The following is a 24934-nucleotide window of genomic DNA, read 5'->3' as shown; positions in this document are numbered from 1 at the left end:
CAGCTGTCATGCGTGACCTCGCGCCCGCGCCTCTCGAATGATCAGGCGCGCTGCCTTTTCGGCGATCATAAGCGTCGGCGCGTTGGTGTTTCCGCTGGTGATACTCGGCATGATACCGGCGTCCACGACGCGCAGACCTTGTATACCCCTGACGCGCAAATGGCTGTCGACGACAGCCATCGCGTCGCCGTCGTGCCCCATTTTCGTCGTGCCGACCGGATGAAAAATGGTGTTGGCGATGTCGCCCGCAAGCTTCGCGAGTTCCGCATCGCTCTGGAACTCGACGCCAGGTTTCCATTCGACGGGTTTGTACTTTGCAAGCGCTGGCTGCGACACGATGGTGCGAATCTGACGGATACTGTCGGCGGCGATCTGGCGGTCTTCCGCCGTGCTGAGATAGTTCGGCGCGATCGCCGGAGCGTCGCTGCCGCGTTTCGAGCGGACGCGCACGCTGCCACGACTGGTCGGGTTGAGATTGCACACGCTGGCCGTGATTGCCGGCACCGTGTGGAGAGGTTCGCCGAACGCGTCAAGGCTGAGCGGTTGAACATGATATTCCAAGTTCGCGTAGGGCTGGCCCTTGTCGGAACGCGCGAAGGCGCCCAGTTGTGACGGCGACATGCTCATAGGTCCGCTGCGGCGCAACGCATATTCGAGACCGATCTTGGCCTTGCCGAAAAGGCTGTTGGCCAGCGTGTTGAGTGTTTTGACGCCACTGACCTTGAACACGGCCCGTATCTGCAGGTGGTCTTGCAGGTTTTCGCCGACGCCCGGCAAGTTCAGTTCAACGGGGATCCCGTGCCGCTGAAGCAGCCCCGCCGGGCCGATTCCGGACAATTGTAGAATCTGCGGTGAGCCGATTGCGCCGGCCGAGAGTATGACCTCCCCATCAACTCGGACGGTCACCTCCCGCCCGCCGCGCTGCATGACGACGCCGACGCAGCGCTTTCGTCCTTGCGGACCAGACTCGATGAGCAGCCTTTCAGCCTGGGCTTCGGTCCAGATGACGAGATTGGTCCGGTTGCGGGCCGGACGTAGAAAGGCCTTGGAGGTGTTCCACCGCCAACCGGATTTCTGATTGACCTCGAAATACCCCACGCCTTCATTGTCGCCGCTGTTGAAGTCGGTTGATCGCGGAATACCTGCCTCCACTGCCGCCTCCGCGAAGGCCTCAAGGATCTCCCAACTTAGGCGTTGCTTCTCTATTCGCCACTCGCCACCGTGCCCATGCATGTCGGAAAATCGGCTATTGCCACCCGTTGGGGGATCTTCGCCTGCATCAAGGCGGTAATGATCTTCATGAGCCTTGAAGTCCGGCAGGACGTTTGCCCATGCCCAGGCATCGTCGCCGGTCTGCGCGGCCCAATTGGCATAGTCGCGCGCTTGGCCGCGCATATAGATCATGCCGTTGATCGAGGAGCAGCCGCCTAGCGTCTTGCCACGCGGGTAACGCAAGGACCGCCCGTTCAATCCGGCGTCGGGCTCGGTCTTGTACAGCCAATCCGTCCGCGGATTGCCGATGCAGTATAAATAGCCGACCGGAATATGAATCCAGGGATAGTTGTCGTTCTTGCCGGCCTCCAGCAAAAGGATGCGCTTGGACGGATCGCGGCTCAGCCGGTTGGCAAGCAGGCAACCGGCCGAACCGGCGCCGACGACGACATAGTCGAACGTATGATTGGTTGGCGAAGAAACACGGGATCTCATTAGGGAGCGACCCTGTTCAGGCGGCGGCTGCATGGTATTCGTGGCGAAGCATTATAAGGTACGTTCGCTTGAAGCGTCATTTGTGGCGCACTCCTCCCTCATCCGGATAACCGATAGTGCGGGATGAGTGGGAAAATCCAATGACAAATAGCTCTTACAATTATAACGTCGATTGATAATGCATCGCCCGCTTGATTTGAGAACGTTGAGGGCCTTTGTCACCGTCGCCCGCGAGGGAAACGTAACCCGCGCGGCCGACCAGCTGCACCTCACTCAGCCGGCGATCAGCCTGCAGTTGAAGCGATTGGCGCAAGATACAGGCATCACGCTTTTCCGTCGCACCGCCACCGGGTTGGAACTCACCCGGGACGGCGCCCTGCTTGCGGCCAAGGCCGAGCAGGTGCTCGCCTCGCTGGTGGATTTCAGCCAGACCGCCCGACACCTGACCACGCAGCTGCGCGGCAGGCTGAGGATCGGCACAATCATCGATCCGGAATTTACCCGGCTGGGTGCCTTTCTGAAGGCGCTGGTCGAGAGCGGGCCTGGAATTGAAACGGAGCTTCGCCACGGCATGAGCGGCGAGGTGCCCGAGATGCTGAAAAAGGACGAGTTGGACGCCGGATTCTTCCTTGGCGACATCAAGGATTTCGATGCCGTCGCGGGCCTCGCGGCTGGGGCTCAGGAGCAGCTCTTCCATGTCAAGGAATTGGCGCGGTTGACTTACCATGTTGTCGGGCCACCGTCGCTCGGAGGTGTTATACGAGGCCAGGATTGGAGCGGCCTTGCCACTCTGCCGTGGATCGGCACCCCACATGCGTCGGTGCATAACCGGCTGCTGTCGCGACTGTTTGCCAGGCTCGGCGTACGCCAGAACGTGGTCGCATCCGTTGATCAGGAAGCCTCAATGCTGGCGATGGTACGCACCGGCGTCGGCCTCAGCCTTTGCCGTGAATCCATCGCCCTGCATGAACAACAGGCCAATGGATTGGTCATCGCCGACGTCAAAGTGGAAACAACGCTCAGTTTCGTTTGCCTGAACGCGCGCATTCTCGATCCAAGCATCGCCCACGCCTTCGATGCCATTCAGCGAGTGTGGGGATAAGCGGCAAACGGTGCGCTTCGACGCTGGTCAGTCTCCACGCGTTCGACCTGGACCTTATAGTCGCAGTTGCGAACGAGCGCGGCGAAGGCTGATGCTTGCCGACGGGGCCAATGCCGGCACGGCAGGATACGCGGTCGGCTATGACAGCCCCTCGCAGTTCAGCCGCGAATATCGGCGCCTGTTCGGCGCCCCGCCCCGTCAGGACATCGAGCGCCTTTAGGCCACACCCGGTTCGGCTGCGGCCTATTAAGCCTTCGACTGAGCCGCAGCGCAGCTTGTCCAACGGGCCAGCTTGCACCGCCGAACATTTCGTCAGCGCGATCGCCGCTCAGGCCGCGTATCTTGCCATGACGGGCTGCCTCGACCACTGGGCGTACCATGTGTCGAACAGCTTGAGCTGCTGCTCGGCATAGCCGCGTTGGCTGTCGCTCAAGGCGTCCGTCTCGTTGAAGTGCAGCCTGTATTCGGGGCCACCCTTCAGCACCATCATGTGCTTGAAATAGAGCACAAGGTCCGGGCCCTCGTCGAAAGAGGACAGCACGGCCAGCGCCGCGTCCAGTTCCTGCGCCAGCCGGCGCGCTTCGGCATCGCCCTTCGCCGCCGCCTGGCTCAGGCCGACGAGATGCAGCACTTCCCTAGGCAGGACATTGCCGATGCCGGTGATGGCGCCGGACGCCCCGCAGTTGACGAAACCGTGGACGACGGCGGTGTCGACGCCGATCATCAGCGCAACCTCATCGTCGCGGCTGGTGATGTTTTCCGCGGCGTAGCGCAGATCCGACGGGCCGCCGAACTCCTTGAAGCCAACGAGGTTCGGATGCTCGGCGCGCAGCGCGAAGAAGAGATCGGCGCGCGTGGCAAAGCCGTAATAGGGACTGTTGTAGATGACGGCCGGCAGGTCGGGGGCAGCGGCAAGGATCGCCTTGAAGTGGTGGCGCTGCGCCGTCACCGACGGCCCGCGCGACAGCACGCGCGGGATGACCATCAGGCCCCGGGCGCCGACCTTTTGCGCGTGGGCGGCGTGCGCCACGGCGCTGGCGGTGTTGACCGCGCCTGTGCCGACGATCACCGGAACGCCAGCCTTCACCAGGCGCTCGACGCCTTCCATGCGCTGCGCGTCGGTCAACAGCGGCCAGTCGCCCATGGAGCCGCAATAGACGACCGCCGACATGCCGGCGGCGATCAGCTCGCGCCCCTTGCGCACCAGCGCGTCGAAGTCGGGAAGGCGGTCATCGGTGCAAGGCGTCATCAGCGCCGGCATGCAGCCGGAAAAAACATTGGCGGTCATTTTCGGAGTCTCCTTGAGGCGTCACGCGGATGGCTCAGTTTGTCCCGACCGGCACCGCTTGCCAAGCGGATAGTCGCGTTGCGGCGCGAAGCGCGCCTCAAACCACCACCCCGATCTTGCCGAACTGCTCGCCCGCCTCGATAAAACGATGCGCCTCGACGATCTGAGGCCTCCCAATCTCCCCCGTCAGGCCGACTTCAGTCGCCGCGCCTTGCGCCCCAGCCGCATCATCCCCTTCGGCAGGAACAGCATCGCCAGGATGATCGTCAGCCCCGAAATCACCGGGTGGTAGTCCGGCACGACGATGCGGGCAAGATCGAAGACGGCGTACATCACCAGCGCGCCGAGGATTGGGCCGAGCAGCGTGCCGGTGCCGCCGACCACCGTCATCATCAGCGGCAGCAGCATCCAGTCAAGGTCGAACACCGAGTCCGGCCCGACATGGAAAATGTAGAAGGTGTAGAGGCTGCCGGCGATGCCGGCGATGAAGGCGCTTCCGGCGAAGGCTGCGACCTTGACCTTGAGCGTGTCGATGCCGTTGGCGGACGCCGCCATCTCGTCGTCGCGCACGGCGATCAGCGCCAGGCCGTAGCGCGAGCGCATCAGCGCGCGGATGGCCAAAGCGGTGGCGACCGTCAGGCCGAGCCCGACCCAGTAATGCGGCCGCAGCGTGTCGAAGCTGCTCGCGGGAGCGACGATGCCGAAGGCGCCGCCGGTGAAGTCACCGCCATTGACGAACAGCACCTTGACGATCTCGCCAAAGCCGAGCGTGCCGAGCGCGAAATAATCGCCATGCAGTTTCGACAGAAGCGGCAGGCCGATGATGACCGCGGCAATCGCCGCGACAATGCCACCCAGCAGCATCGTCACCGGGTCGAAATAATAGATGTTCGGATGGCTGTCATAGAGCGAGCCCCAGAGATAGTTGCCGCTCCACAGGATGGCGGTGGTGTAGGCGCCGAGCCCGAAAAAGGCGTGGCTGCCGAGGCTGATCTGGCCGCCATAACCGGCGACCAGGTTCCAGCTCTGCGCCATGATGGCGTAGAGGAAGACGAAGAACAGGAAGGAGAAATAATAGGCGTCGACGGCGCCCGGCAGGAAGGGTAGCAGCGCGAGCGCCGCGACGACGACGATTGCGATCCATTGCAAGGCCCGGCTCATCGCTCTCATGCCTTCTTGTAAGGACGGCTGAACAGGCCTTCCGGCTTGAACATCAGCACCAGGAGAAAGACGCCGTAGGCGATGGCGTTCGTCCAGCCGCCCGAGATGAAGAACTGCACATAGGCTTCGATCAGGCCGAGCAGGATGCCGCCGGCCAAGGCGCCGGTGACATTGCCGATGCCGCCCAACGCCAGTGCCACCAGCGCCTTCAGGCTGAAGATGAAGCCGGCGAACGGATTGAACGGAAAGGTCGTCGCAACCGCCACGCCGGCCGCGCCCGCCAGCGAAATGCCGATGGCGAAGGCAATCGCATTGACGCGGTGCGGGCTGATGCCCATCAGGGTCGCGGCGTCCATGTCCTCCGAAGCGGCGCGCACCGCCTTGCCGACGATCGTCTTGCGCAGGAAAAGCATCACCAGCCCGGTGCCGGCGAGCGCGATCAGGAAACCCATGGAGCGGGTGAACGAGGTGCGCACGCCCAGGAGCTCGATGCCGCTCGCCGTATAGCTCGTCACCACGCCGGCGGTGTTGCCGCCCCAGATCACCGTCATCAGGTTCTGGACCAGGAACATCAGGCCGACGGCGATGAGCAGCGAGACGTTGCGGTCTTCCTCGGCGGCCGCCTTGCGGAACAGGCCCTGATAGATCAGCCAGCCGACGCCGAGCCCGACCGGCACGACGATCAACAGCGACAGGAACGGGTCGATGCCGAGGCCGTAGAACAGTGCCCGCACGAAATAGGCGGCCAAAATGATCATCGCGCCCTGGGCGAGGAAGATCAGCCGCATGGTGCCGAAGATGAGGCTCAAGCCGACGGCGGCGACGCCATACATGGCGCCGCCGAGCGCGCCGTTGAGCGAAAGCTGGAGCAGGATGTCGGGAGGCGGGAGGTTGAACATCGATTACTCCAACACGCCCATATAGGCCTTCTGGATTTCGGGATCGGCGATGAGGTCGTCGCCGGTGCCCTGCATGGCGAGCGAGCCCGTCTGCAGCACGAAGGCGTAGTCGGCCACTTTAAGCGCCTGGTGGATGTTCTGCTCGACGAGCAGGATGGTGACGCCCTGGCCGTGCAAGGTCTGGATGAGCGAAAACATCTGCTGCACGACGAGCGGGCTGAGGCCCAACGACGGCTCGTCGAGGATGAGCAGCGACGGCTCCGACATGGTGGCCCGCGCGATCGCCAGCATCTGCTGCTCGCCGCCGGAGAGCGAACCGGCTTTCTGGTGCGCGCGTTCCTTCAGGCGCGGAAAGAGCGTGTAGGCTTTCTCCAGGAGTTCCTTCGTGCGCGGGCGAGCCTTGGGCTGGAAAGCGCCGAGCTCGAGATTCTCCAGCACCGTCATCTGGCGGAACAGGCCGCGCCCCTCTGGCACATGGGCGATGCCCATGCGGGCGATCTCTTGCGGCGCCTTACCCGTGATCGATTGGCCTGACAGGCGGATGTCGCCGGCCCTCGGCCTCAGCAGACCGGATACGGTCCTAAGCAGCGTCGTCTTGCCGGCGCCGTTTGCGCCGACCAGCGCGACGATCGTGCCGGGATCGACATGGAGCGACACGCCCCACAGCGCGCCGACATCGCCATAGGCGACTTCGAGATCGCTTACTTCAAGCAGCCGGTTCGCCAAGATAGGCCTCGATGACTTTGCGGTTTTGCGTGACGTCGCGCGGCGTGCCGTCGGCGATCTTCTCGCCGTGGTCGAGCACGATCACCCGGCTGCACACTTTCATGATGGCGTCGACCTTGTGCTCGACCCACAGCATCGAGATGCCTTTCTCGCTACGCACACGCCGGATGACGTCGACCATGCGCTGGATCTCGGTCGGGTTGAGGCCGGCCATCGGTTCGTCAAGCAGAAGCAGCGCCGGATCGGAGGCGACGGCGCGCGCGATCTCCAGCATGCGGCGATCGGAGAGCGTCATATGCGCGGTGCGCATGTCGCGCCGCGCCGTCAGGCCGACCAGTTCGAGCGCGGAGTTCGCTGTCTCTGTCGCATGCTTGACCCGCCCCCCTGCCCCGTAGACGGCGCCGACCATGACATTCTCGAAGGCGGTCATGGTGAGGAAGGTGCGCACCAGCTGGAAAGTGCGGGCGATACCCAGCCGCGCGATGCGGTGCGGCGCGATGCCGGTGATGTCCTTGCCGCGAAACCGTACCCGCCCCTCGGTCGGCGCATAGATGGCGGTGATGACGTTGAAGAGCGTCGACTTGCCGGCGCCGTTCGGCCCGATCAGGCCGATCAGCTCGTTGGAGCCGACGGCGATGTCGATGTCGTTGAGCACGACAAGCCCGCCGAAGCGCTTCTTGACCGCCTCGAGGCGCAGCAAGGTTCCGTCAGGCTGCATCGTGTTCCCATTATCCCCTTAGTGACGATACCGGGGTGGGTCGCGTTGGCGACCGGCCCCGCCCGCCCGCCTCTCTGATTTTATCAGCGCTTGTCCCAGGCCGGGGCCGGCTTGTAGGTCCAGTTGCCGTCCGGATAGATGAGCTGGTGCTTGCCCTGCCACCATTGCGTGGCGACGCTGGGGATCAGCGCGAAGCCGGTCTCGTCGAATTTCAGGTCACCGACCACGGTGTCCTTGAACTCCTGGCCGAAGATCGCGTCATGGATGGCGGTGGCATCGGTGCTGCCGGCCTTCTCGATCGCCTGCGCCAGCACTTGCGCGTTGGCGTAGAAGGCGCCGACGGTGACGGAGTCCTTCTTGAACTCGGCCTCGTAGCGGTCGCCGAGCTCCTTCGCGCCTTTGTAAGGATAGCTCGCCGACCAGAAGCCGTCGGTCAGGATGTAGTCGGAATCCGGCCCGAGCGCTTCGTGGAACTCGCCGGTCCAGGTGCCCTTCCAGCCATGCAGGTAAGGCACGGAGAAGCCGAGCTCCTTCATTTGCCTGAGCAGCGTGACGGTGTCTGCAGGCGAGCCGAAGACCAGCATGGCGTCGACGTCGGCGGCCTTAAGCTTGGTGATCAGCGCCGAATAGTCGGTGGCGCCGATCGCCCAGGGATCGTCGACGGCGAAGCTGTAGCCGTATTTCTTCGCCGCCGCCTCGAACGCGCCGCCGAAGCCCTTGCCGTCGGGCGAGTCTTCCGAGACCAGCGCCGGATGCTTCGGCTTTTCATCGGCCGGCAGCTTGTCCCAGATCTGGAACGGCACTTCGGCGCCAGGCCCCGGATGAAAGAAGAACAGCGCCGAGTATTTCAGCTTCAACGGCTGCCACTCGAAGGGGAAGGCCGTCGTGATCATATAGAATTTCTTGTATTTCTCAGCGACGATGGCGCCGGCGATGTTCATCGGACCGGAATGGGTCGACAGCAGCGCGTCGACCTTCTGCACCTTGATCAGGTTTTCGAGCGCGGACGCGACCTTGCCCTCGGAGCTCTCATCATCGGCGACGACGAGCCGGACCGGCAGCTTCTTGCCGGCCGACTTCACCATGATGCCGCCTGATTTGTTGATGTCGGCGACCGCCTGCTCGTAGGCCCATTTCTGCTCCTTGCCGTCGCCGGCAAGCGGCCCAGTCAGCGAGATCGGCGCGCCGATGACGATCTCGTCGCCCGCAGCATTGGCGACGACCGTGCCGCCGGCAGTCAGCGCTGTGGACAGCAAAAGGCCCGCCAGCATTCCCTTTAGACTGATTTCCATTTCCATCCTCCCAGGTTTTCCATCGGGCCGATCCTCCCAAGGCGAGGCCCGCATTCGCTGCGCCTCAGCTCATCGCATCGGCGACCAGCTTGGTGTCGGTGAACTGCTCGAAACTGACGGCCTTGCCGTCGCGCATTTCCCAGACATGGACGACGCGCGCCGTCATCGGCTTGCCGGTCTTCCTGCAGGTGCCCGAATAGGTGCCGATGCCGATAATGGTGGCGCCGCCGTCGACCAGTTTCTCGAGCGCGAAGGTGTAACCATCCCACTCCTCGCCGATGCGCTTGAAGACGCCGGCGATGACCGCATCGGGGCCGATATAGGTGCCGGCATAGGGAAAGCCGGCCATCTCGGTCCAGGCCGTGCTTTCGGTGATCGGCGCCATCATCGCCGCAAGGTCCTTGGCGTCGGAGCCGGCGTAGTGGGCCTTGATGGCGTCGTAGTTCTTGCTGCTCATGATGCTGATCCCGACGCTCAGACAGGTTCCTGGCCCGGGTCGTAGACGGCCCGGGATTTCTTCTCGATGAAGGCGCCGGCGGGCTTGTTCTCGACCTTGCCCTGGCTCGTCACGCCGAGGAACTTGCCGGTCGAGCGCATCGTCTCCCAATTGTAGAAGAACAGCGAGGCGACCGGGATGATGAACTCGCGGAAGCCGAAGACATAAAGGTTGTCGGCGAACTTCCAGGTGGTGGCCAGATCGACGTCGCCGTGACCGCGCTGGACGCCGACGAGGTTCTGCCAGGCGTAGCGCTGCGAGCTGAGATAAATGTGCTCGTAAACATGGTTGGGGCTGTAGGTGTAGTGCGCGGTCAACCCGATCAGGTCGCGCGTCGGCGCCGGCTCGCGGCCGGTCGGCGGCATGGCGGGATCGCCCAGCACGCCAGCGGAATAGACTTGCGCGACGCGCGGTTCGCCCTGCGCCTCGCCGGGCTCGCGCACCCGCTCGCGCACCGACAGCACCCGCCGCGTTTTGGTGTCGACGATGAAGGCTTCGTCCTCGGCCGGCCTCGCGGCAAAGGTCATGTTGATGAAGAAGACTTGCGGCGCGACTTCCAGCGCCTCGTACCAGTCGGCGCCGGCCTCGTTGCCTTCGCTCCATGCCACCGTGTCCGCGGCGGTGAAGGCGAGATCGATGACGCGGCCGGTTTTCAGCGTGATCTTGAAGGTCCGGCCGCGCAAGGCATCGGTTGTCGGCAGCCGGTTGGTGGCGATGCCGGCGGCAAAGTCGTCAAAATGCTTCCAGTCGGCGGGTCTGTTCTGGTCGTTCATCGCCATCTCCAAATCAATCGACAAAAGCAAGCGTCGGCAGGTCGACGACGGTGGCGCCGCCATCGACGGTCAGGATCGAACCGTTCATCATCGCCGCCTCGGCGGAAGCGACGAAGCAGATGACGTTGGACACCTCCTCCGGCGTCGCCGGTCGGCCGAGCGGCACGTCCTTGGTGACAAGCCTGTAGGCTTCCTCGATCGAGCCAAGCCCGTGCTTGTCGACGATTACCTGCATCTGCTCGTCGGCCATGGCGGTCGCCACCCAGCCGGGGCAGATGATGTTGGTGCGAACGCCCTGGCGGCCATAGTCGCGCGCCAGCGATTTGCCGAAGCCGACACAGGCGTGCTTCATGGTGACGTAGCCCGCCGCCGCCGGTCCTGCGAACAGGCCGGCGATCGAGGCGACGACGACGATGTTGCCCTTCCGCGCGATGAGGTCAGGCAGGCATTCGCGGGCGCAGACGAAAGCGGTGTCGAGGTTGGTGCGCGTCGCCAGCGCCCAGGTCTCGTCGCTCATCGTCACCGTCGGGCCGACACCATGACCGCCGGCATTGGCGACGAGGATATCGACAGGGCCAATCTTTTCGTGAATCTCGGCAAGGGCCGCTCGAACTGCTTTTGCATCGGCGGCGTCGCCCTGCACGACCAGCCCGCCAATGTCCCTGGTTACGGCCTCGAGGGGCTCGCGCCGCCGGCCCATCAGCACCACCCTGGCGCCGTCGGCGGCCATGCGCCGGGCGACTGCGGCGCCGATGCCGGTGCCGCCGCCGGTGATGAATGCCGTCTTGCCGGAAAATCTCATGCTGCGGTCCTTGCGGGCACGAGGCCCAAATGCTGCCGATCGTTGACCTGGAGTGTGCGACGAGAGATCTCCGCCGTCTTGTCCGAGCGGGAACTTTGTTTTGACTGAGCGCGCACTTCTCCGCTCCTCTTGGGTGCCGCGCGAACTAGCCGCGCGGCACCATGCGGTTGGCTTGCGGCGGCCTATTTCTTGATTGCCTCGAGATCGATGGCGATCTCCACCTCAGGTCCAAGGCCGAACCCATCGGCCGCCTTGGCCATCGGGAAGTCGGCGGTGCTCACCTTGCCGGTGGCGCTGAAGGCGGCCTTGGTCAGCGTCGCGTCCCACGGCGCCTGCGCCTCGTTGAGCAGCTTGACGTCGAGCGTGACCTCCTTGCTGACGCCGCTGATGGTGAGATTGCCGGTGACCTTGCCGGTCTTGTCGTCGACCTTCTCGACCTTGGTGCTTTCGAAGCTGATTTTCGGGAACTCGGCGGCATTGAAGAAGTCCGGTCCCTTCAAATCGCTGTCGCGCTGATCGAAAGCCGTATGGACCGAGCCGACGTCGAGCTCCGCCTTGACGCTGCTCTTGGTGACATCGGCCTTGTCCAACGTGATCGCGCCTTTGACGTCGTCGAACTGGCCATGCGCGATGCCATAGATGCCGTGCTTGATGGTGAAGGTGACCCAGGCGTGCTGGCCGTCGATCTCGTAGTTGTCGGCATGGGCAGACACGGCCAGCATGGATGCGCCGGCGAAAGCGAGCGCGGCAATCAGTTTTCTCGTTCTCACATGTTTCTCCCTGTTGTTGGTTGTTGTGTTTGGACCCGGCTCATGAGAAGCCGAGGGCTGCCCCGTGCGGCGCCCAGACGATCGCCGTCACGATGGCCAGCATCGCCGGAATGGCGATCAGGATGCCGGCGACGAGCGGCCGCAAAGGCCGAGTGCCGGGAAGCAGGCCTTGCAGCCGGCCGCGCACGAGCACGGCGGCGATCGGCGGCAAGGACGACAGGATGAGCGCGGCGGGATTGGCCTTGGGCGCGAGCAGCGCTACCTGGACCAGCACCGTGGCGGCGGCGTAGAGCAGCAGGAATTCGACGCCCTTGCTCCACCAGACGGCAGCGCCGCCGCGCAGCATCACGACATACTGCACGAGGCACCAGCCGCCGATCAGCGCGGCGAGCGAACCAAGCAATTGCCCGGTGACGATCGATGCGCCGAGCACCGAGACGATGGCGGCGGAGAGCGACAGGACGAGCACCGCTGCCGGCGCCAGGAACGGCTCTTCGGGTGACGGCATTGGCGAGGGTTGCCGTGCGGTGAGCAGCGCGGCGCCGATCAGCGTCAACAGTCCGACAGCCAGCGCGGCAATCATCTGCAGGTCGAGCGAGCCGCCGGCCAGCCGCCGCCAACCGAGCCACAGGAAGGCCGCCGCAAAAGCGATGACGGCGACAAAACTCGTTGCGCGGCCCAGCATCCGCTCGGGCAGCAGACCGATGACGATGCCGGCGAAAGCGAGATAGATCAGCTTCTGGCTGGCGGCGACCGGCGGCACGGCTGGTGGACCAAGCGTGTCCCAGTAGAAGAACAGGAGCAGCGCTGCCCAGAACAGCGTCAACACCGGCGATGCGGCCGGCAGGGCAAAGCGCGCAGCGAGCGCCAGCACGATGCCAAGCAGCAGCGGCAGCGCGGCGGTGGTGACCATCGGATTGCCGAGAATTGCGCTCAACCGCCGCCGCCCTCCAACACTGATTGAGACCATCCGGCGTGGCTGATCTCGTCATTCAATCTTGATTGGCCTTGAGCGAAGCGTCTTGTCCGAGCGGGAACTTTGTTTTGACTGAAAGCGCACTCGCGACGGCTTCGGCTTGAAGGTGCCTGGCGCGCTCCATAACCCTCTCGAAAAAATGTCGTCAGCATTCGAGGAGGATGGCGTGAACGAGAGAACCGTGCCGCCGATCAGCGTGGCTGCCGCAGCGTTCCTGTCGCGGCCGCATCGGCCCTTCATCAATGGACGTTTCGTCGATGGCCTCGCCGGAGACGGGCTGGCGGTCGATGATTCCGCTTCCGGTGAGATCGTCGCTTATGTGCCGGAGAGCGGCCCCGAACTCGTCGACGAGGCGGTGCGCGCGGCACGCGCGGCGCTCGAAGGGCCATGGGCCTCGATGCGGCCGGTCGACCGCCAGAACCTGATGCTGAAGCTTGCCGATGCAGTCGAGGCCGACGCCGATCTGCTCGCCGAGATCGAAAGCATCGAAAACGGCAAATCGCTGGGCGTCGCGCGCATGTTGAGCGCCGGCGGCACCGTCGACTGGCTGCGCTATTATGCCGGCTGGGCGACCAAGATCGAAGGCTCGACCTTCCAGGTGTCGATCCCGGTGCCGCCGGGCGCCAAGCATCATGCGATGACGGTGATGGAGCCGGTCGGCGTCGTCGGCGCGATCGTGCCGTGGAACTTTCCGCTGCTGATCGGCATGTGGAAGATCGCGCCGGCGCTCGCCTGCGGCTGCACGATCGTGCTGAAGCCGCCGCAGGAAACGCCGCTCGGCCTGCTCAGGCTCGCCGAACTGATCGAGGCGTCAGGTTTCCCGCCTGGCGTCATCAACATCGTCACCGGCAGCGGCAGCGTGACCGGCGAAGCGCTGATCCGCCACCCGGGCATCGACAAACTGACCTTCACCGGCTCGACCGAGGTGGGCAAACGCATCGGTCACGCCGCCGTCGACCGAGTCGCGCGCTTCACCCTGGAACTCGGCTCCAAGTCGCCGATGATCCTGCTCGCCGACATGGAGGACGGCATCGAGCCGCTGCTTGCCGGGCTCGGCATGTTCTTCAACCAGGGCCAGGTCTGTACCTCGGCGTCGCGGCTCCTGATCGAGAAGCCGATCTACGACCGCACGCTGGCGCGGCTCGCCGAAATCGCCGACGGCATGACGATGGGCGCCGGCCGCGACGCGGAAGCGCAGATCAATCCGCTGGTCTCGGCCAAGCACCGCAACAGCGTGCAGGGTTTCGTCGAGCGCAGCCTTGCGGCCGGCGTCGAACGTGTCAGCGGCGCACGCCCCGTGCCCGCAAGGGGCCATTATGTGGCGCCGACCATCCTGCATCATGTGAAGCCGGAGATGGAGATCGTGCGCGAGGAAGTGTTCGGGCCGGTGGTGGCGGCGATGCCCGTCGCCGATCTCGACGAGGCGATCCGCATCGCCAACGATACGCGCTACGGCCTGTCGGCCTCGATCTGGACGCGTGACATGGGCAAGGCGATGACGGCGATCCATGGCCTCAAGGCGGGCACGGTGTGGGTGAACTCGCACAACACGCTCGATCCGGCGGCGCCCTTCGGCGGCTTCAAGCAGTCCGGCATCGGCCGCGAGCACGGCCGCGCGGCGATCGAGGGTTACCTCGAGACCAAGACCGCCATCATGCGCTACGCCTGACCAGATGACGGAGGCTTACGACTACATCATCGCCGGCGCAGGCTCGGCCGGCTGCACGCTGGCGAGCCGGCTTGTCGCGGCCGGCAAGCGCGTGCTGGTCGTCGAAGCGGGGCCGGCCGACAACACACGTTTCATCGACATGCCCGCCACCTTCGCCAAGGTGATCGGCACGGCGCGCAGTTGGATCTACCAGTCGGATCCGGAGGCGAGCGTCGGCGGCCGCTCGCTGCCGATCCCGCAAGGCCGGACGCTGGGCGGCGGCTCGTCGATCAACGCCATGCTCTACATCCGAGGGCAAGCTGAAGACTATGACGGCTGGCGCGATCTCGGCTGCCCCGGCTGGAGCTGGGACGACGTGCTGCCGGTCTACAGGCGGCTGGAGCGCAACGAGCGGCTGGCAGGCGAACGGCATGGCACCGAAGGTCCGCTGCCGGTCTCCGACCCACGCTACCGGCATCCGTTGTCGCTTGCCTATGTCAAGGCGGCGCAACAGGCCGGCTATCGCTTCAATGACGACTTCAACGGCGAACGGCAGGAGGGCGTCGGCTTCTACCAGACGACGACCGCAGAAGGTGAGCGACAGTCGGCGGCCAAGGTGTTCTTGCGGCCGCTCGCCGGCAACGCAAATCTCAAGATCGTCACCGATGCGCTGGTGACGGCGCTGACGCTGGAGAACGGCGCCGCGACCGGCCTGTCCTACCGGACGCCGGACGGCCACGACCATGTGGCCTCGGCGAAGGCCGAAGTCATCCTTGCCACCGGCGCGCTGGCGACGCCGAAGCTCATGATGCTGTCCGGTCTCGGTCCTGCGGCGCATCTTGCCGAGATGGGCATTCCTGTCATCCGCGACATGCCTTCGGTCGGCCAGGACCTGCAGGATCATGTCGCCGCTCCGCTCTATGCGCTGACCCGCAAGCCGGTCTCGCTACTCGGCGAGGACCGCGGGTTGAAGGCGCTGCGGCACGGCATCGAATATCTCATGTTCCGTCGCGGGTTGCTCGCCTCCAATGTGGTCGAGAGCGGCGGCTTCTTCGACACCGACGGCGACGGTCGACCTGACATACAATTCCACGTGCTGCCGGTGATGATCGAAAATGCCGAGCACGGCTCGGTCGAGCGCCACGGCATGGAGCTGAACCCGTGCTTGCTGCGGCCGAAATCGCGCGGCTCGGTGCGGCTGCGCTCCGCCGACGCAAGCGACCCTATCCGCTTCACCACCGGCTTCCTGTCGCATGCCGACGACCTTGCCTTGCTTCTTGCCGGTATGAAGGTCGCGCGCGCCATTGTGCGTCAGCCGGCGTTGCGCGAGGTCGTCGCCGAGGAGCTTGCGCCAGGCAGGGCGGACGATCTCGGCGACCAGGCGATAACCGACCACATCATCCGCCACGCCAAGACCGTCTATCACCCCTGCGGCACATGCCGGATGGGAACGGATGACCTAGCGGTGGTCGACCCGCAGCTTCGCGTGCGCGGCGTGCCGCGCCTGCGCATCGCCGATGCCTCGATCATGCCGAGGCTCACCAGCGGCAACACCAACGCGCCGGCGATCATGATCGGCGACCGCTGCGCCGATTTCATCCTGGACGCGAAATAGCGAGCCAACCGCGCGACCTTGCAAGCCGCGCGGCGTCCTCCTGCCGGTGGCTTACTTCTTGATCGCCTCGAGATCGATGACGATGTCGACGTCCGGACCAAGGCCAAACCCGTCAGCCGCCTTGGCCATCGGGAAATCGGCTGTGCTGACCTTGCCGGAGGCGCTGAAGGCCGCCTTGGTCAGCGTCGCGTCCCAAGGCGCCTGCGCCTCGTTGAGCAGCTTGACGTCGAGCGTGACCTCCTTACTGACGCCGCTGATGGTGAGATTGCCGGTCACCTTGCCGGTCTTTTCGTCGACCTTCTCGACCTTGGTGCTCTCGAAGCTGATCGTCGGGAATTCCGCCGCGTTGAAGAAGTCGGGGCCTTTGAGATCGCTGTCCCGCTGATCGAAGGCGGTGTGAACCGAACCGACATCGATCTCGGCCTTGACGCTGCTCTTGGAGGGATCAGCTTTGTCGATCACGATCGCGCCCTTGACAGCATCGAACTGGCCGTGGGCGACGCCGTAGATGCCGTGCTTGATAGTGAAGGTAACCCAGGCGTGCTGGCCGTCGATCTCGTAGTTCTCGGCTTGCGCGGCCGAGGCCAGCGCCGAAGCCCCGACGAAAACAAGGGCAGCCATAAGGTTTCTCGTCGTCACATAACTCTCCCATTTATCCGATGTTGGTTGTCGTTCATTGGCTCAGGAAAAGCCGAGTGCGGCCCCGTGCGGCGCCCAGACGATCGCCGCGAGAACAGCAAGCATCGCCGGAATGGCGATCAGGAGACCGGCCACCAGCGGCCGCAGGGGCCGGGCGCCGGGAAGCAGGCTTTGCAGCGGACCCCGCGCAAGCGCCGCCACCATCGGCGGCAGGGGTGAAAGCGCCAGTGCTGCGAGGTTCACCTTGGGCGCCAGCAGCGCCACCTGGATCAGCACGGTGCCCGTTGCATAGAAGGTGAGAAATCCGACACCCTTGCTCCAGCCGGGGCCGGCAGTCCGACCGCCGAGCACTGCAAGGTACTCGACCAGGCACCAGCCGCCGATCAGCGCGGCGAGCGAGCCGAGCAACTGGCCGGTGACGATGGACGCGCCGAGAACCGAAACGATGGCGCCGGCGATCGACATTGCAAGCACCGCTGCCGGCGCTAGAAATTGCTGCTCGGCCGACGGCGAAGGCGCGTCCCGCAACGACACCAACACGGTCGCACCCACCGCGACCAGCAGGCCGACGATGCAGGCGGCGATCATCTGAAGGTCGAGCGGACCGGCCTCGACGCGACGCCAGCCGAGCCAAAGGAATGCGGCGACAACCGCGGCAGCCGGGAGAAGACCGGCCGCCCGGCCGCTCAGCATTCGCCCCGGCAACAGGCCTATGGCGATGCCGGCAACGGCGAGATAGACGAGCTTCTGGCTCGCGGCAATCGGCGGCAGGACCGGCGCGCCAAGCGTGTCGAGATAGAAAAACAGCACCAATGCGGCCCACGACAGCGTGGCGATCGGCAATGCGCCAAGCCTGGCAAATCGAACCAGCAGCGCGAGCGCAATGCCGAGCAGCAACGGCAGCGCGGCTGTGGTGACCATCGGATTGCCCAGTAGCGCGCTCAAACGATCACCCCAGCGCAATCCAGGCCGTCTTGAGGTCGGTGTATTTCTCGATGGCGTGCAGCGACTTGTCGCGGCCGAAGCCGGATTGCTTGAAGCCGCCGAGCGGCACGGTGATGTCGGCGCCGCCATAGGTGTTGACGTGAACGACGCCGGCATTGATTGCACGCACCATGCGGTGCGCGGTCGACAGGTTCGAGGTCCATACGGCCGAGGCGAGGCCATAGACGGTCGCGTTGGCGAGACGCACCGCCTCTTCCTCGGTCTCGAAGCGCATGACGCCGAGCACCGGCCCGAACACTTCCTCACGGGCGAGCTGCATTTTCTCGGTCACGTTCTCGAAGATCGTCGGCGCCATGTAGCTGCCGCCGGTCTCGGCCAGGATGCGTTCACCGCCGGTGACCAGACGGGCCCCCTCCTCCGCGGCCTTGGCGACGAAGCCGAGGTTCTTGGTCAGTTGCTCAGCGCTCGACACCGCGCCGACATCGGAGCCGAGATCGAGCGGATCGCCGACCTTCAGCTTGGTGGTTGCCTTGAGAAGCTCGTCCATGAAGCGGTCGTAGACCGAGGCCTGGACCAGCAGCCGCGACCCGGCGACGCAGACCTGCCCGGAATTGCGGAAGATGCCGTTGGCCGAGACGACCGCCGCCTGCTTCAAATCGGGCGCATCGGCAAAGACGATGTTCGGCGACTTGCCGCCAAGCTCCAGGAAGACGCGCTTGAGGTTCGAGCGCGCCGAATATTCGAGCAGGCGGCGGCCTACCGGCCCCGAGCCGGTGAAGGCGATGGCGTCGACATCCATATGCAGGCCAAGCGCCTCGCCGGCGACCGAGCCGCGGCCGGTGACGACGTTGAAGACGCCCTCCGGCAGTCCCGCCTCGGCGGCAAGTTCCGCCAGGCGCAGCAAAGTGAGCGAGGCGATCTCCGGCGGCTTGACGACGATCGCGTTGCCGGCAGCGAGCGCCGGCGCGATCTTCCAGGCGCCGATCATCAGCGGGAAGTTCCACGGCACGATGATGCCGACGACGCCGAGCGGTTCCTTGTGGATGAGGCCCAAGACATTGTCGGCCGTCGGCGCGATCTCGCCATAGACCTTGTCGATCGCCTCGGCATAGTAGCGGATGGTGCCGGCGGCCGACAGCGGCTCGGCCTTGTAAGCCATGCCGATCTCGGTGCCATTGTCGCGCACGCCGAGCACCGCAAGCTCCAGCGCGTGCTTTTCGACCAGCTCGGCGAATTTCGTCAGCACCTTCTTGCGGAGGGCGGGAGCCGCACGCGACCAGGAGCCCTTCGCGAACGCCTTGCGCGCCGAAGCGACGGCGCGGTCGATATCGGCGGCGGCACCGTCGGCGATGCTGGCGAAGGGACGGCCGTCGATCGGCGAGATCACCTGCAGGCTGGCGCCGCTTTGCGCGTCCACCTGGGTTCCATCGATGAACAGACGCCGCGCGCCGACCTCCGCCTTGCGCAGCGTGTCGATGGTGTCCTGGTTGATCATTCTCAATTTGCTCCAAATTCTACATGAAGTGTCGCCGGCGCGCGGAACTCCCAGCCGCAGATCGGCAAGCTCATGCCGCTGCTCCCGCTGCGTTAAGATGGCGCGGCGCGGATGCCGCCCCATCTGTCCATCAATCCGCCAGCGGTTGGCCGAGCCTTTCGAAGGCGACGGGATCCCGGCCCCTCAAAGCGCCCGCCAGCAGCAGGCCGACCACGGCCGCGATCAGCACCAGCGCCGGCAGGAACACGCCGAGGAAGCCGCCGGCTCCCGACAGGCTGCCGAAATTGATGACGATCAGGTAGATGATGATGGCGAAGGCGATGAAGGTCAGCGCCGGCAGGATCGTGGTCTTCAGCCCGTTCTCCTGGTTGGACGGATTGGCGCGGAAGTACATCACCACGGCGAGCGAGGCCACCGCCATCATGACGATGACGCCGAGCGTGGCGACGTTGGTGAGCCACGAGAACAGCGCCAGCACCGGGTCAAGGCCGAGCACCGCGAACAGCCCGACGACGACGGCCGCGAGCACGGTCTGGATCACCGAGGCGACATGCGGGCTTTGATGCGCCGAATGCGTCACGCCGATCGACTGCGGCAGGAGCTTCTCGCGGCCGGAGACGTAGATGTAGCGGGCGACCGCATTGTGGAAGGCGAGCACGCCGGCGAACAGGCTGGAGACAAAGAGGATGCTCATGGCGTGGGTGAGCGCCGTTCCGGCGTAGCGGTCGGAGAGGCCGAACAGGAAGGTGGTCGGGTCCTGCAAGGCCTGCAGCGATGGCAGGAGCTTGTCGACGCCGGCGCCGACCGCCATCAGCCAGGCGGTGATCATGTAGAACAGGCCGATCAGGATGACGGAGAAATAGGTCGCGCGCGGAATGGTCACCTTCGGGTCGCGCGCCTCCTCGGCATAGATCGTGGTCGCCTCGAAGCCGATGAAGGCGGCGAAGCAGAACAGGATGGCGATGGCCGGCGCGCCGCTGGTGATCTGGCTCCAGCTGAAGGGCGCGGCGGACAGGCCGCTGTCGCCGCCGGTCTTGAGGATGGTGAGGTCGAGGATCAGCACGACCACATACTCGGCAAGCACCAGCACCGTCAGGATCTTGGCCGACAGGTCGACCTGGCGGTAGCCGAGCACTGCGACGATGGCGATGGCGATGAAGCTCCACACCCACCAGGGCAGATTGATGCCCCAACCGGCGAAAAGCCCGGCGGTGGCCGCGCCCAGCAGGCCCATGACGCCGATCTGCATGGCGTTGTAGGAGAGGATCGCGATCAGCGCGACGGCGCCGCCGGCAAGACCGCCCAGCCCACGCGCGGCATAGGCGTAGAAGGCGCCGGCATTGCCGATGTGGCGCGACATGGCGACATAGCCAACCGCGAACAGGAGCAGTAACAGTGTCACGATCAGATAGGTGCCGGCAAAGCCGGCGCCGTTGCCCATCAGCATGCCGAGCGGCGTGCCGCCCGCAACGGCCGTGAGCGGGGCGGCAGCCGAAATCACCATGAAGGTGATGGCGCCGACGCCAAGGCTGTTCTTCCTCAACCGGTTCACTACCCCGGCTTCAACTGTGGTCATTTTTCCCTCCATTCCGCGTTGCGGAAACCAAGTGTCCCTGAGATGCCGGGGGCCTTCTGAGAGGGCCAATGTGCATTTCATTATTTGCAACGGCATTTCGATATTAGACTTGCAAAGGAATCGACTTGCTGTCAAGTTAATTCGCACGTTAAGTATCTGACGGAGGATCGGACACGCGATGAGCACGGTGGCCAAAGCCATTTCGCTGCTGGAGGTGCTGGGCGGCGGCGCGGCCGAGGCGGCGCTAGCCGACCTTGCCAGGGCCGCCGGCTTCGACAAGGCGACGGCGCGCCGGCTGCTGGTTTCGCTCATCGCGCAAGGTCTGGTCGAACAGGATGAGACGACGCGGCTCTACCGGCTCGGCGCCGGCCTGACGCGGCTGGCGCTGATGCGCGAGGCACAGTTTCCGTTCCTGCGCATGGCCGTGCCGGTGGTCGAGGCGCTGGCCGCCGAGACCGGCGAGACCGTGCATCTCTCCGAATATTCGAAGCGCGGCCTGATCACCGTCCAGGTCATCGAATCCGCCAAGGCCAATCGTGTCAGCGTGCAACTCGGCGACGTGCTGCCGATGCATGCCACGGCGTCCGGCATCGCGTTCCTGGCTTTCGCCGAGGAGCGCCTTCGGCAAGGTATCCTGGCCGGACCACTGCCGGCCTTCACGCCCTTCACCATAGGCGATGCGGCGACGCTCGCCGACCATGTCGCCGCGGCCCGCGCGCGCGGCCATTCGATCGGCGCGCAGGGTTTCGAGGAAGGCGTGATGAGTGTCGCGGCACCCATCCTCGGCGCCGACGGCTACTCCATCGGCGCCATCGCGGTGGCGGCGCCCAGAGTGCGCACCCAAAAGGCCGATATCGAACGGCTTGGCGTCATTGTGACCGCCGCGGGTCGCGAGATTGGCGAGCGGCTGTTCGGCAGGCTGCCCGGCCAGAAGCGGGCTTAACAACCAACAGGACTGCAGGGAGATTGACGTGGAGGAGAAACGCCGAATCCTGGTTATCGGCACCGGCGACACCAAGGCCGACGAGCTTCTGTTCATGCGCGAGCGCATCGAGGCCGTCGGCGGCGTCGCCGTGATGATGGACGTGAGTGTGCTTGGCGACCCGCCCTACAGGCCGGAGCACGACAAGCAAGCGGTGGCGCGCGCGGCGGACACGACCATCGAGGCAATCATCGCCAGCGGCGACGAGAATACCGCGATGACGCTGATGGCGCTGGGTGCTGCGCGGCTGGCGCGCTCGCTCTACGACCGGGGCGAAATCGACGGCTTCATTGCGCTGGGCGGCTCGATGGGCACCGACCTTGCGCTCGATGTGGCGCTGGCGCTGCCGCTTGGCGTGCCTAAATTCGTCGTCTCGACGATCGCCTATTCGCATCTCGTGCCGCCCGAGCGCATCGCCACCGACCTGATGATGATCCTGTGGGCCGGTGGCCTCTACGGGCTCAACAGCGCCTGCAAGGCGGTGCTGTCGCAGGCCAGCGGCGCCGTGGTCGGCGCCGCGCGGGCCGTCGTCAAACCCGATATGTCGCGGCCGAAGGTCGGCATGAGCTCGCTGGGCAAAAGCTGCCTGCAATATATGGTGACGCTGAAGCCGGAGCTGGAAAAGCGCGGCTACGAGGTCATCGTCTTCCACACCACCGGCATGGGCGGACGGGCGCTGGAGGCGATCGCGGCGCAGAAGGGTTTCGTCGCGGTGCTCGATTTCAGCCTGCAGGAGCTCGCCAACCAGCTCACCGGCTCGGTGGTGAATTCGGGCACGGACCGGCTGGAGAATGCCGGGCGGCAAGGCATCCCGCAGATCGTCGCGCCCGGCGCCATCGACATGGTGGATTTCCCGACCTGGCAGGCAGTGCCATCGCGCTTCACCGAGCGGCCATACCACGCGCATAACCGGCTGCTGGCGTCGGTCACCTCCGACGGCGCGACGCGCCGGGAGATCGCGCGCACCATCGGCGACAAGCTCGCCGCGGCAACCGGGCCGACCGCCTTCATCCTGCCGGCCGGCGGCATCCAGCAATGGGACCAGGAAGGCGAGCCGCTCTATGAGCCGGAGGCGCTGTCGGCCTTTGTCGAGGAGATGAGGGCGCGCGTGCCGGACAATGCCGAGCTGCATGAGATCGCTGGGCACATCAACGATGCCGCCTTCAGCGCCAAGGCACTGGAGATCTTCGATCGCTGGGTGGCCGAGGGCGTCGTTCCGCCCGGCGTGACCGGCAGGCGCGTGGCATGAGCCCGTTGAAGCCGCAGGCGCTGGTGCTCGATTTTGGCGGCGTGGTCACCCGCACTTTGTTCGAGACGCATGCGCTGACCGAGCAGGCGCTCGGCTTGCCTGCCGGCAAGCTGCGCTGGAAGGGTCCGTTCGATCCTGGCAGCGATCCGCTTTGGCGATCGATGCAACGCGACGAAATCAGCGAGCGCGACTATTGGACGGAACGAACGCGCGAGGTCGGCGCTCTGGTCGGCGAAAACTGGACCTCGATGCAGACCTTCGTGCAGCGGGCGCGTGGAGCGGAGCCGGAAAAAGTGGTGCGACCGGAGGCCGACCAAGCCATCCGCACCGCGTATGCCGCCGGTGTCCGCCTCGCCATCCTGTCGAACGAGCTCGACCTGTTCTATGGCGCTGATTTTCGCCAGCGCCTGCCGCTGCTTTCGCTTTTCGAGGCGATCGTGGATGCGACCTATACAAAGATCCTCAAGCCCGACGCCCGCGCCTATGCGATGGTCGGCGAGGCGCTGCGCCTGCCGCTTTCGGCCTGCGTCTTCGTCGACGACCAGAAGCGCAATGTCGACGGTGCGATTGCCACCGGCATGCCAACCGTTCATTTCGACGTCGCCCGACCGGCGCAAAGCTATGCCGAGGCGCTCAGCCATTTCGGCCTGACGCTCTCCTGATTGGAAAACCGGAGTTCCTCCCGATGCGTGACATCAACTTCCTCACCGAAAACAACGCCAAGCCGATCTGGCATCCGATGGCGCATCCGGCCGAAATGCGGGCGAGCCCGCCGAAGATCATCATGAAGGGCGAAGGCGTTTCGGTGACCGATGCCGAGGGCCGCACCGTGCTCGATGCCGTTGGCGGCCTGTGGAACGTCAATCTCGGCTACAGCTGCGATCCGATCAAGCAGGCGATGACCGCGCAGCTCGACGCTCTGCCCTATTATTCAGGCTTTCGCGGCACCTCGACCGGACCGTCGATCGAGCTCGCCTACGAGCTCACCGAATGGTTTGCGCCGGAAGGCATGGTGCGCGCCTTCTTCACCTCGGGCGGCTCGGATTCGGTCGAGACGGCGCTCCGGCTCGCCAGGCAGTATTGGAAGATCCGCGGCCAAGGCGACCGGACGAAATTCCTGGCGCTGAAGAAGGGCTATCACGGCACCCATTTCGGCGGCGCCTCGGTCAACGGCAACTCCAATTTTCGCCGCAACTACGAGCCGCTTTTGCCCGGCGTCTTCCACACGCCGGCGCCCATGACCTACCGCAACCCGTTCGACGAGACCGATCCGGCAAAGCTGGCGAAACTCTGCGCGCGCGCGATCGAGGAAGAGATCGCCTTCCAGGGCGCCGACACGATCGCCGCCTTCATCATGGAGCCGGTGCTCGGCGCCGGCGGCGTGATCGTCCCGCATGAGAGCTTCATGCCGATGGTGCGGGCGATCTGCGACCGCCACGACATCCTGTTGATCGCCGACGAGGTGGTGACGGGCTTCGGCCGCACCGGCGCCTGGTCAGGCTCAAGGCTCTCCAGTACGAAGCCGGATTTCATGACCATCGCCAAGGCGATCACATCGGGATACTTCCCGCTCGGCGCGACGATGATCGGCGCCAAGGTCGCCGAAATCTTCGAGACCGACAAGACCAGCTTCGGCGCGATCGGCCATGGCTATACCTATTCCGGCCATCCGGTCGGCTGCGCGGCCGGTCTGGCGGCGCTCGCCGAAACGAAACGGCTGGCCGTCAACGAGAATGCCGCAGCGCGCGGCGTCGAGCTCGGCAAGGCGCTGGAGGCGCTGAAGGCCAAGCACCAGCTGGTCGGCGATGTCCGCTACCAGGGTCTGATGGCGGCGCTCGAGCTGGTCTCGGACCGCGCCGCGAAGAAGCCGGTCGACAAGAAGACGATGGCCGCCGTCGCGGACGGCGCTTACGAGGCGGGCGTCATGCTGCGCGTCTCGGGCAACAACATCATCCTGTCGCCGCCGCTGATCATCACCGCGGCCGATGTGGCGAAGATTGCCGAGGGGTTGGATGCGGGGTTGACCGCTGCTGCCGCAGCCTAGCGAATAGGGAATAGCGAGTAGCGAATAGGGA

The 24934-nt window shown here is 65.1% G+C and carries 24 protein-coding genes; 8 read left to right on the top strand and 16 right to left on the bottom strand.

The features are described 5' to 3' along the window. Positions 1-6: 6 nt before the first annotated feature. Positions 7-1707: a GMC family oxidoreductase gene (locus WDX12_RS18850; RefSeq protein WP_434721567.1), complete on the bottom strand. Its 1701-nt coding sequence runs from the start codon at positions 1705-1707 to the stop codon at positions 7-9. Positions 1708-1885: 178 nt separating this feature from the next. Between WDX12_RS18850 and WDX12_RS18845 the strand changes: the two genes are divergently transcribed. Next, positions 1886-2809 (top strand): LysR family transcriptional regulator, encoded by a 924-nt coding sequence (locus tag WDX12_RS18845; RefSeq protein ID WP_434721566.1) that lies wholly within the window; start codon positions 1886-1888, stop codon positions 2807-2809. Positions 2810-2900: 91 nt separating this feature from the next. After that, positions 2901-3029, top strand: a complete 129-nt coding sequence (locus WDX12_RS18840) for a hypothetical protein (protein ID WP_434721565.1) — start codon at positions 2901-2903, stop codon at positions 3027-3029. A 108-nt stretch (positions 3030-3137) separates the two neighbouring features. Here the strand turns inward: WDX12_RS18840 and WDX12_RS18835 are convergent, their stop codons facing one another. The 11 genes from WDX12_RS18835 to WDX12_RS18785 all read right to left on the bottom strand — a co-directional run bounded on the left by WDX12_RS18835 (position 3138) and on the right by WDX12_RS18785 (position 12671). Further along, the gene (locus WDX12_RS18835) at positions 3138-4097 is read right to left on the bottom strand and encodes a dihydrodipicolinate synthase family protein (protein WP_434721564.1); all 960 of its coding nucleotides are present in this window, start codon (positions 4095-4097) and stop codon (positions 3138-3140) included. A gap of 186 nt (positions 4098-4283) precedes the next feature. Further along, entirely contained in the window at positions 4284-5246 is a 963-nt protein-coding gene (locus WDX12_RS18830; RefSeq protein WP_320294586.1) for a branched-chain amino acid ABC transporter permease, read from the bottom strand. 17 nt (positions 5247-5263) lie between these two features. Continuing rightward, positions 5264-6157, bottom strand: a complete 894-nt coding sequence (locus tag WDX12_RS18825; protein ID WP_434721563.1) for a branched-chain amino acid ABC transporter permease — start codon at positions 6155-6157, stop codon at positions 5264-5266. A 3-nt stretch (positions 6158-6160) separates the two neighbouring features. Beyond that, positions 6161-6871, bottom strand: a complete 711-nt coding sequence (locus WDX12_RS18820; RefSeq protein WP_434725671.1) for an ABC transporter ATP-binding protein — start codon at positions 6869-6871, stop codon at positions 6161-6163. Then, entirely contained in the window at positions 6864-7601 is a 738-nt protein-coding gene (locus WDX12_RS18815; RefSeq protein WP_434721562.1) for an ABC transporter ATP-binding protein, read from the bottom strand. The genes WDX12_RS18820 and WDX12_RS18815 overlap by 8 nt, the downstream gene beginning before the upstream one ends. A gap of 83 nt (positions 7602-7684) precedes the next feature. Further along, positions 7685-8893 (bottom strand): amino acid ABC transporter substrate-binding protein, encoded by a 1209-nt coding sequence (locus WDX12_RS18810; protein WP_434721561.1) that lies wholly within the window; start codon positions 8891-8893, stop codon positions 7685-7687. 64 nt (positions 8894-8957) lie between these two features. Beyond that, positions 8958-9350 carry a nuclear transport factor 2 family protein gene (locus WDX12_RS18805; protein ID WP_434721560.1) on the bottom strand — a complete coding sequence of 131 codons (393 nt, stop codon included), beginning with the start codon at positions 9348-9350 and terminating at the stop codon, positions 8958-8960. 17 nt (positions 9351-9367) lie between these two features. Continuing rightward, positions 9368-10162, bottom strand: coding sequence for a MoaF C-terminal domain-containing protein (locus WDX12_RS18800; RefSeq protein ID WP_434721559.1), 795 nt, complete (start codon positions 10160-10162; stop codon positions 9368-9370). A 13-nt stretch (positions 10163-10175) separates the two neighbouring features. Beyond that, on the bottom strand, positions 10176-10964 hold the full coding sequence (locus tag WDX12_RS18795; protein ID WP_434721558.1) for an SDR family NAD(P)-dependent oxidoreductase: 789 nt from the start codon (positions 10962-10964) through the stop codon (positions 10176-10178). Positions 10965-11146: 182 nt separating this feature from the next. After that, a complete protein-coding gene (locus WDX12_RS18790; protein ID WP_320294579.1) occupies positions 11147-11734 on the bottom strand; it encodes a YceI family protein in 588 nt (195 codons plus the stop codon). 40 nt (positions 11735-11774) lie between these two features. Then, positions 11775-12671 (bottom strand): hypothetical protein, encoded by an 897-nt coding sequence (locus tag WDX12_RS18785; RefSeq protein ID WP_434721557.1) that lies wholly within the window; start codon positions 12669-12671, stop codon positions 11775-11777. Between the two features lie 205 nt (positions 12672-12876). Here WDX12_RS18785 and WDX12_RS18780 point away from each other — a divergent pair, with 205 nt between their 5' ends. Together WDX12_RS18780 and WDX12_RS18775 are read left to right on the top strand one after the other, a co-directional pair. Further along, positions 12877-14379: an aldehyde dehydrogenase family protein gene (locus WDX12_RS18780; RefSeq protein WP_434721556.1), complete on the top strand. Its 1503-nt coding sequence runs from the start codon at positions 12877-12879 to the stop codon at positions 14377-14379. Between the two features lie 4 nt (positions 14380-14383). Then, complete coding sequence (locus WDX12_RS18775) at positions 14384-15973, top strand: GMC family oxidoreductase (RefSeq protein ID WP_434721555.1); 1590 nt, start codon at positions 14384-14386, stop codon at positions 15971-15973. A 51-nt stretch (positions 15974-16024) separates the two neighbouring features. Here WDX12_RS18775 and WDX12_RS18770 read toward each other — a convergent pair whose 3' ends face one another. From WDX12_RS18770 to WDX12_RS18755, 4 genes are all read right to left on the bottom strand, one after another. Further along, positions 16025-16594, bottom strand: a complete 570-nt coding sequence (locus WDX12_RS18770; RefSeq protein ID WP_434721554.1) for a YceI family protein — start codon at positions 16592-16594, stop codon at positions 16025-16027. Positions 16595-16654: 60 nt separating this feature from the next. Then, positions 16655-17557, bottom strand: coding sequence for a hypothetical protein (locus tag WDX12_RS18765; protein ID WP_434721553.1), 903 nt, complete (start codon positions 17555-17557; stop codon positions 16655-16657). 4 nt (positions 17558-17561) lie between these two features. Beyond that, positions 17562-19052, bottom strand: coding sequence for an aldehyde dehydrogenase (locus tag WDX12_RS18760; RefSeq protein ID WP_434721552.1), 1491 nt, complete (start codon positions 19050-19052; stop codon positions 17562-17564). A gap of 130 nt (positions 19053-19182) precedes the next feature. After that, entirely contained in the window at positions 19183-20628 is a 1446-nt protein-coding gene (locus tag WDX12_RS18755) for an APC family permease (RefSeq protein ID WP_434721551.1), read from the bottom strand. Between the two features lie 178 nt (positions 20629-20806). On the opposite strand from WDX12_RS18755, the gene WDX12_RS18750 reads away from it, so the two are divergent. Genes WDX12_RS18750 through WDX12_RS18735 form a run of 4 tightly spaced genes read left to right on the top strand, consistent with a single transcriptional unit; the run spans position 20807 to position 24903 of the window. Next, positions 20807-21571: an IclR family transcriptional regulator gene (locus tag WDX12_RS18750; protein WP_434721550.1), complete on the top strand. Its 765-nt coding sequence runs from the start codon at positions 20807-20809 to the stop codon at positions 21569-21571. Positions 21572-21599: 28 nt separating this feature from the next. Next, on the top strand, positions 21600-22859 hold the full coding sequence (locus WDX12_RS18745; RefSeq protein WP_434721549.1) for a Tm-1-like ATP-binding domain-containing protein: 1260 nt from the start codon (positions 21600-21602) through the stop codon (positions 22857-22859). Then, complete coding sequence (locus tag WDX12_RS18740; RefSeq protein ID WP_320294570.1) at positions 22856-23521, top strand: HAD family hydrolase; 666 nt, start codon at positions 22856-22858, stop codon at positions 23519-23521. Before WDX12_RS18745 ends, WDX12_RS18740 begins: the two co-directional genes overlap by 4 nt. 23 nt (positions 23522-23544) lie before the next feature. Beyond that, entirely contained in the window at positions 23545-24903 is a 1359-nt protein-coding gene (locus WDX12_RS18735; protein WP_434721548.1) for an aminotransferase class III-fold pyridoxal phosphate-dependent enzyme, read from the top strand. The last annotated feature ends 31 nt before the right edge of the window (positions 24904-24934 follow it).

The organism is Mesorhizobium sp. RIZ17 (genome assembly GCF_051127865.1).
Taxonomy (GTDB): Bacteria; Pseudomonadota; Alphaproteobacteria; order Rhizobiales; family Rhizobiaceae; genus Mesorhizobium; species Mesorhizobium humile.
The sequence above is the reverse complement of the archived record's forward strand: the minus strand, read 5'-3'. Positions and strand labels throughout refer to the sequence as shown.

Excerpts from the sequence above, each read along its gene's own strand:
- WDX12_RS18760 (WP_434721552.1), bottom strand. The coding sequence starts at position 19,052 with ATGATCAACCAGGACACCATCGACACGCTGCGCAAGGCGGAGGTCGGC.
- WDX12_RS18815 (WP_434721562.1), bottom strand. The coding sequence starts at position 7,601 with ATGCAGCCTGACGGAACCTTGCTGCGCCTCGAGGCGGTCAAGAAGCGC.
- WDX12_RS18755 (WP_434721551.1), bottom strand. The coding sequence starts at position 20,628 with ATGACCACAGTTGAAGCCGGGGTAGTGAACCGGTTGAGGAAGAACAGC.
- WDX12_RS18735 (WP_434721548.1), top strand. The coding sequence starts at position 23,545 with ATGCGTGACATCAACTTCCTCACCGAAAACAACGCCAAGCCGATCTGG.
- WDX12_RS18835 (WP_434721564.1), bottom strand. The coding sequence starts at position 4,097 with ATGACCGCCAATGTTTTTTCCGGCTGCATGCCGGCGCTGATGACGCCT.
- WDX12_RS18750 (WP_434721550.1), top strand. The coding sequence starts at position 20,807 with ATGAGCACGGTGGCCAAAGCCATTTCGCTGCTGGAGGTGCTGGGCGGC.
- WDX12_RS18805 (WP_434721560.1), bottom strand. The coding sequence starts at position 9,350 with ATGAGCAGCAAGAACTACGACGCCATCAAGGCCCACTACGCCGGCTCC.
- WDX12_RS18795 (WP_434721558.1), bottom strand. The coding sequence starts at position 10,964 with ATGAGATTTTCCGGCAAGACGGCATTCATCACCGGCGGCGGCACCGGC.
- WDX12_RS18770 (WP_434721554.1), bottom strand. The coding sequence starts at position 16,594 with ATGGCTGCCCTTGTTTTCGTCGGGGCTTCGGCGCTGGCCTCGGCCGCG.
- WDX12_RS18810 (WP_434721561.1), bottom strand. The coding sequence starts at position 8,893 with ATGGAAATCAGTCTAAAGGGAATGCTGGCGGGCCTTTTGCTGTCCACA.
- WDX12_RS18850 (WP_434721567.1), bottom strand. The coding sequence starts at position 1,707 with ATGAGATCCCGTGTTTCTTCGCCAACCAATCATACGTTCGACTATGTC.
- WDX12_RS18840 (WP_434721565.1), top strand. The coding sequence starts at position 2,901 with ATGCTTGCCGACGGGGCCAATGCCGGCACGGCAGGATACGCGGTCGGC.
- WDX12_RS18800 (WP_434721559.1), bottom strand. The coding sequence starts at position 10,162 with ATGAACGACCAGAACAGACCCGCCGACTGGAAGCATTTTGACGACTTT.
- WDX12_RS18825 (WP_434721563.1), bottom strand. The coding sequence starts at position 6,157 with ATGTTCAACCTCCCGCCTCCCGACATCCTGCTCCAGCTTTCGCTCAAC.
- WDX12_RS18845 (WP_434721566.1), top strand. The coding sequence starts at position 1,886 with ATGCATCGCCCGCTTGATTTGAGAACGTTGAGGGCCTTTGTCACCGTC.
- WDX12_RS18740 (WP_320294570.1), top strand. The coding sequence starts at position 22,856 with ATGAGCCCGTTGAAGCCGCAGGCGCTGGTGCTCGATTTTGGCGGCGTG.
- WDX12_RS18775 (WP_434721555.1), top strand. The coding sequence starts at position 14,384 with ATGACGGAGGCTTACGACTACATCATCGCCGGCGCAGGCTCGGCCGGC.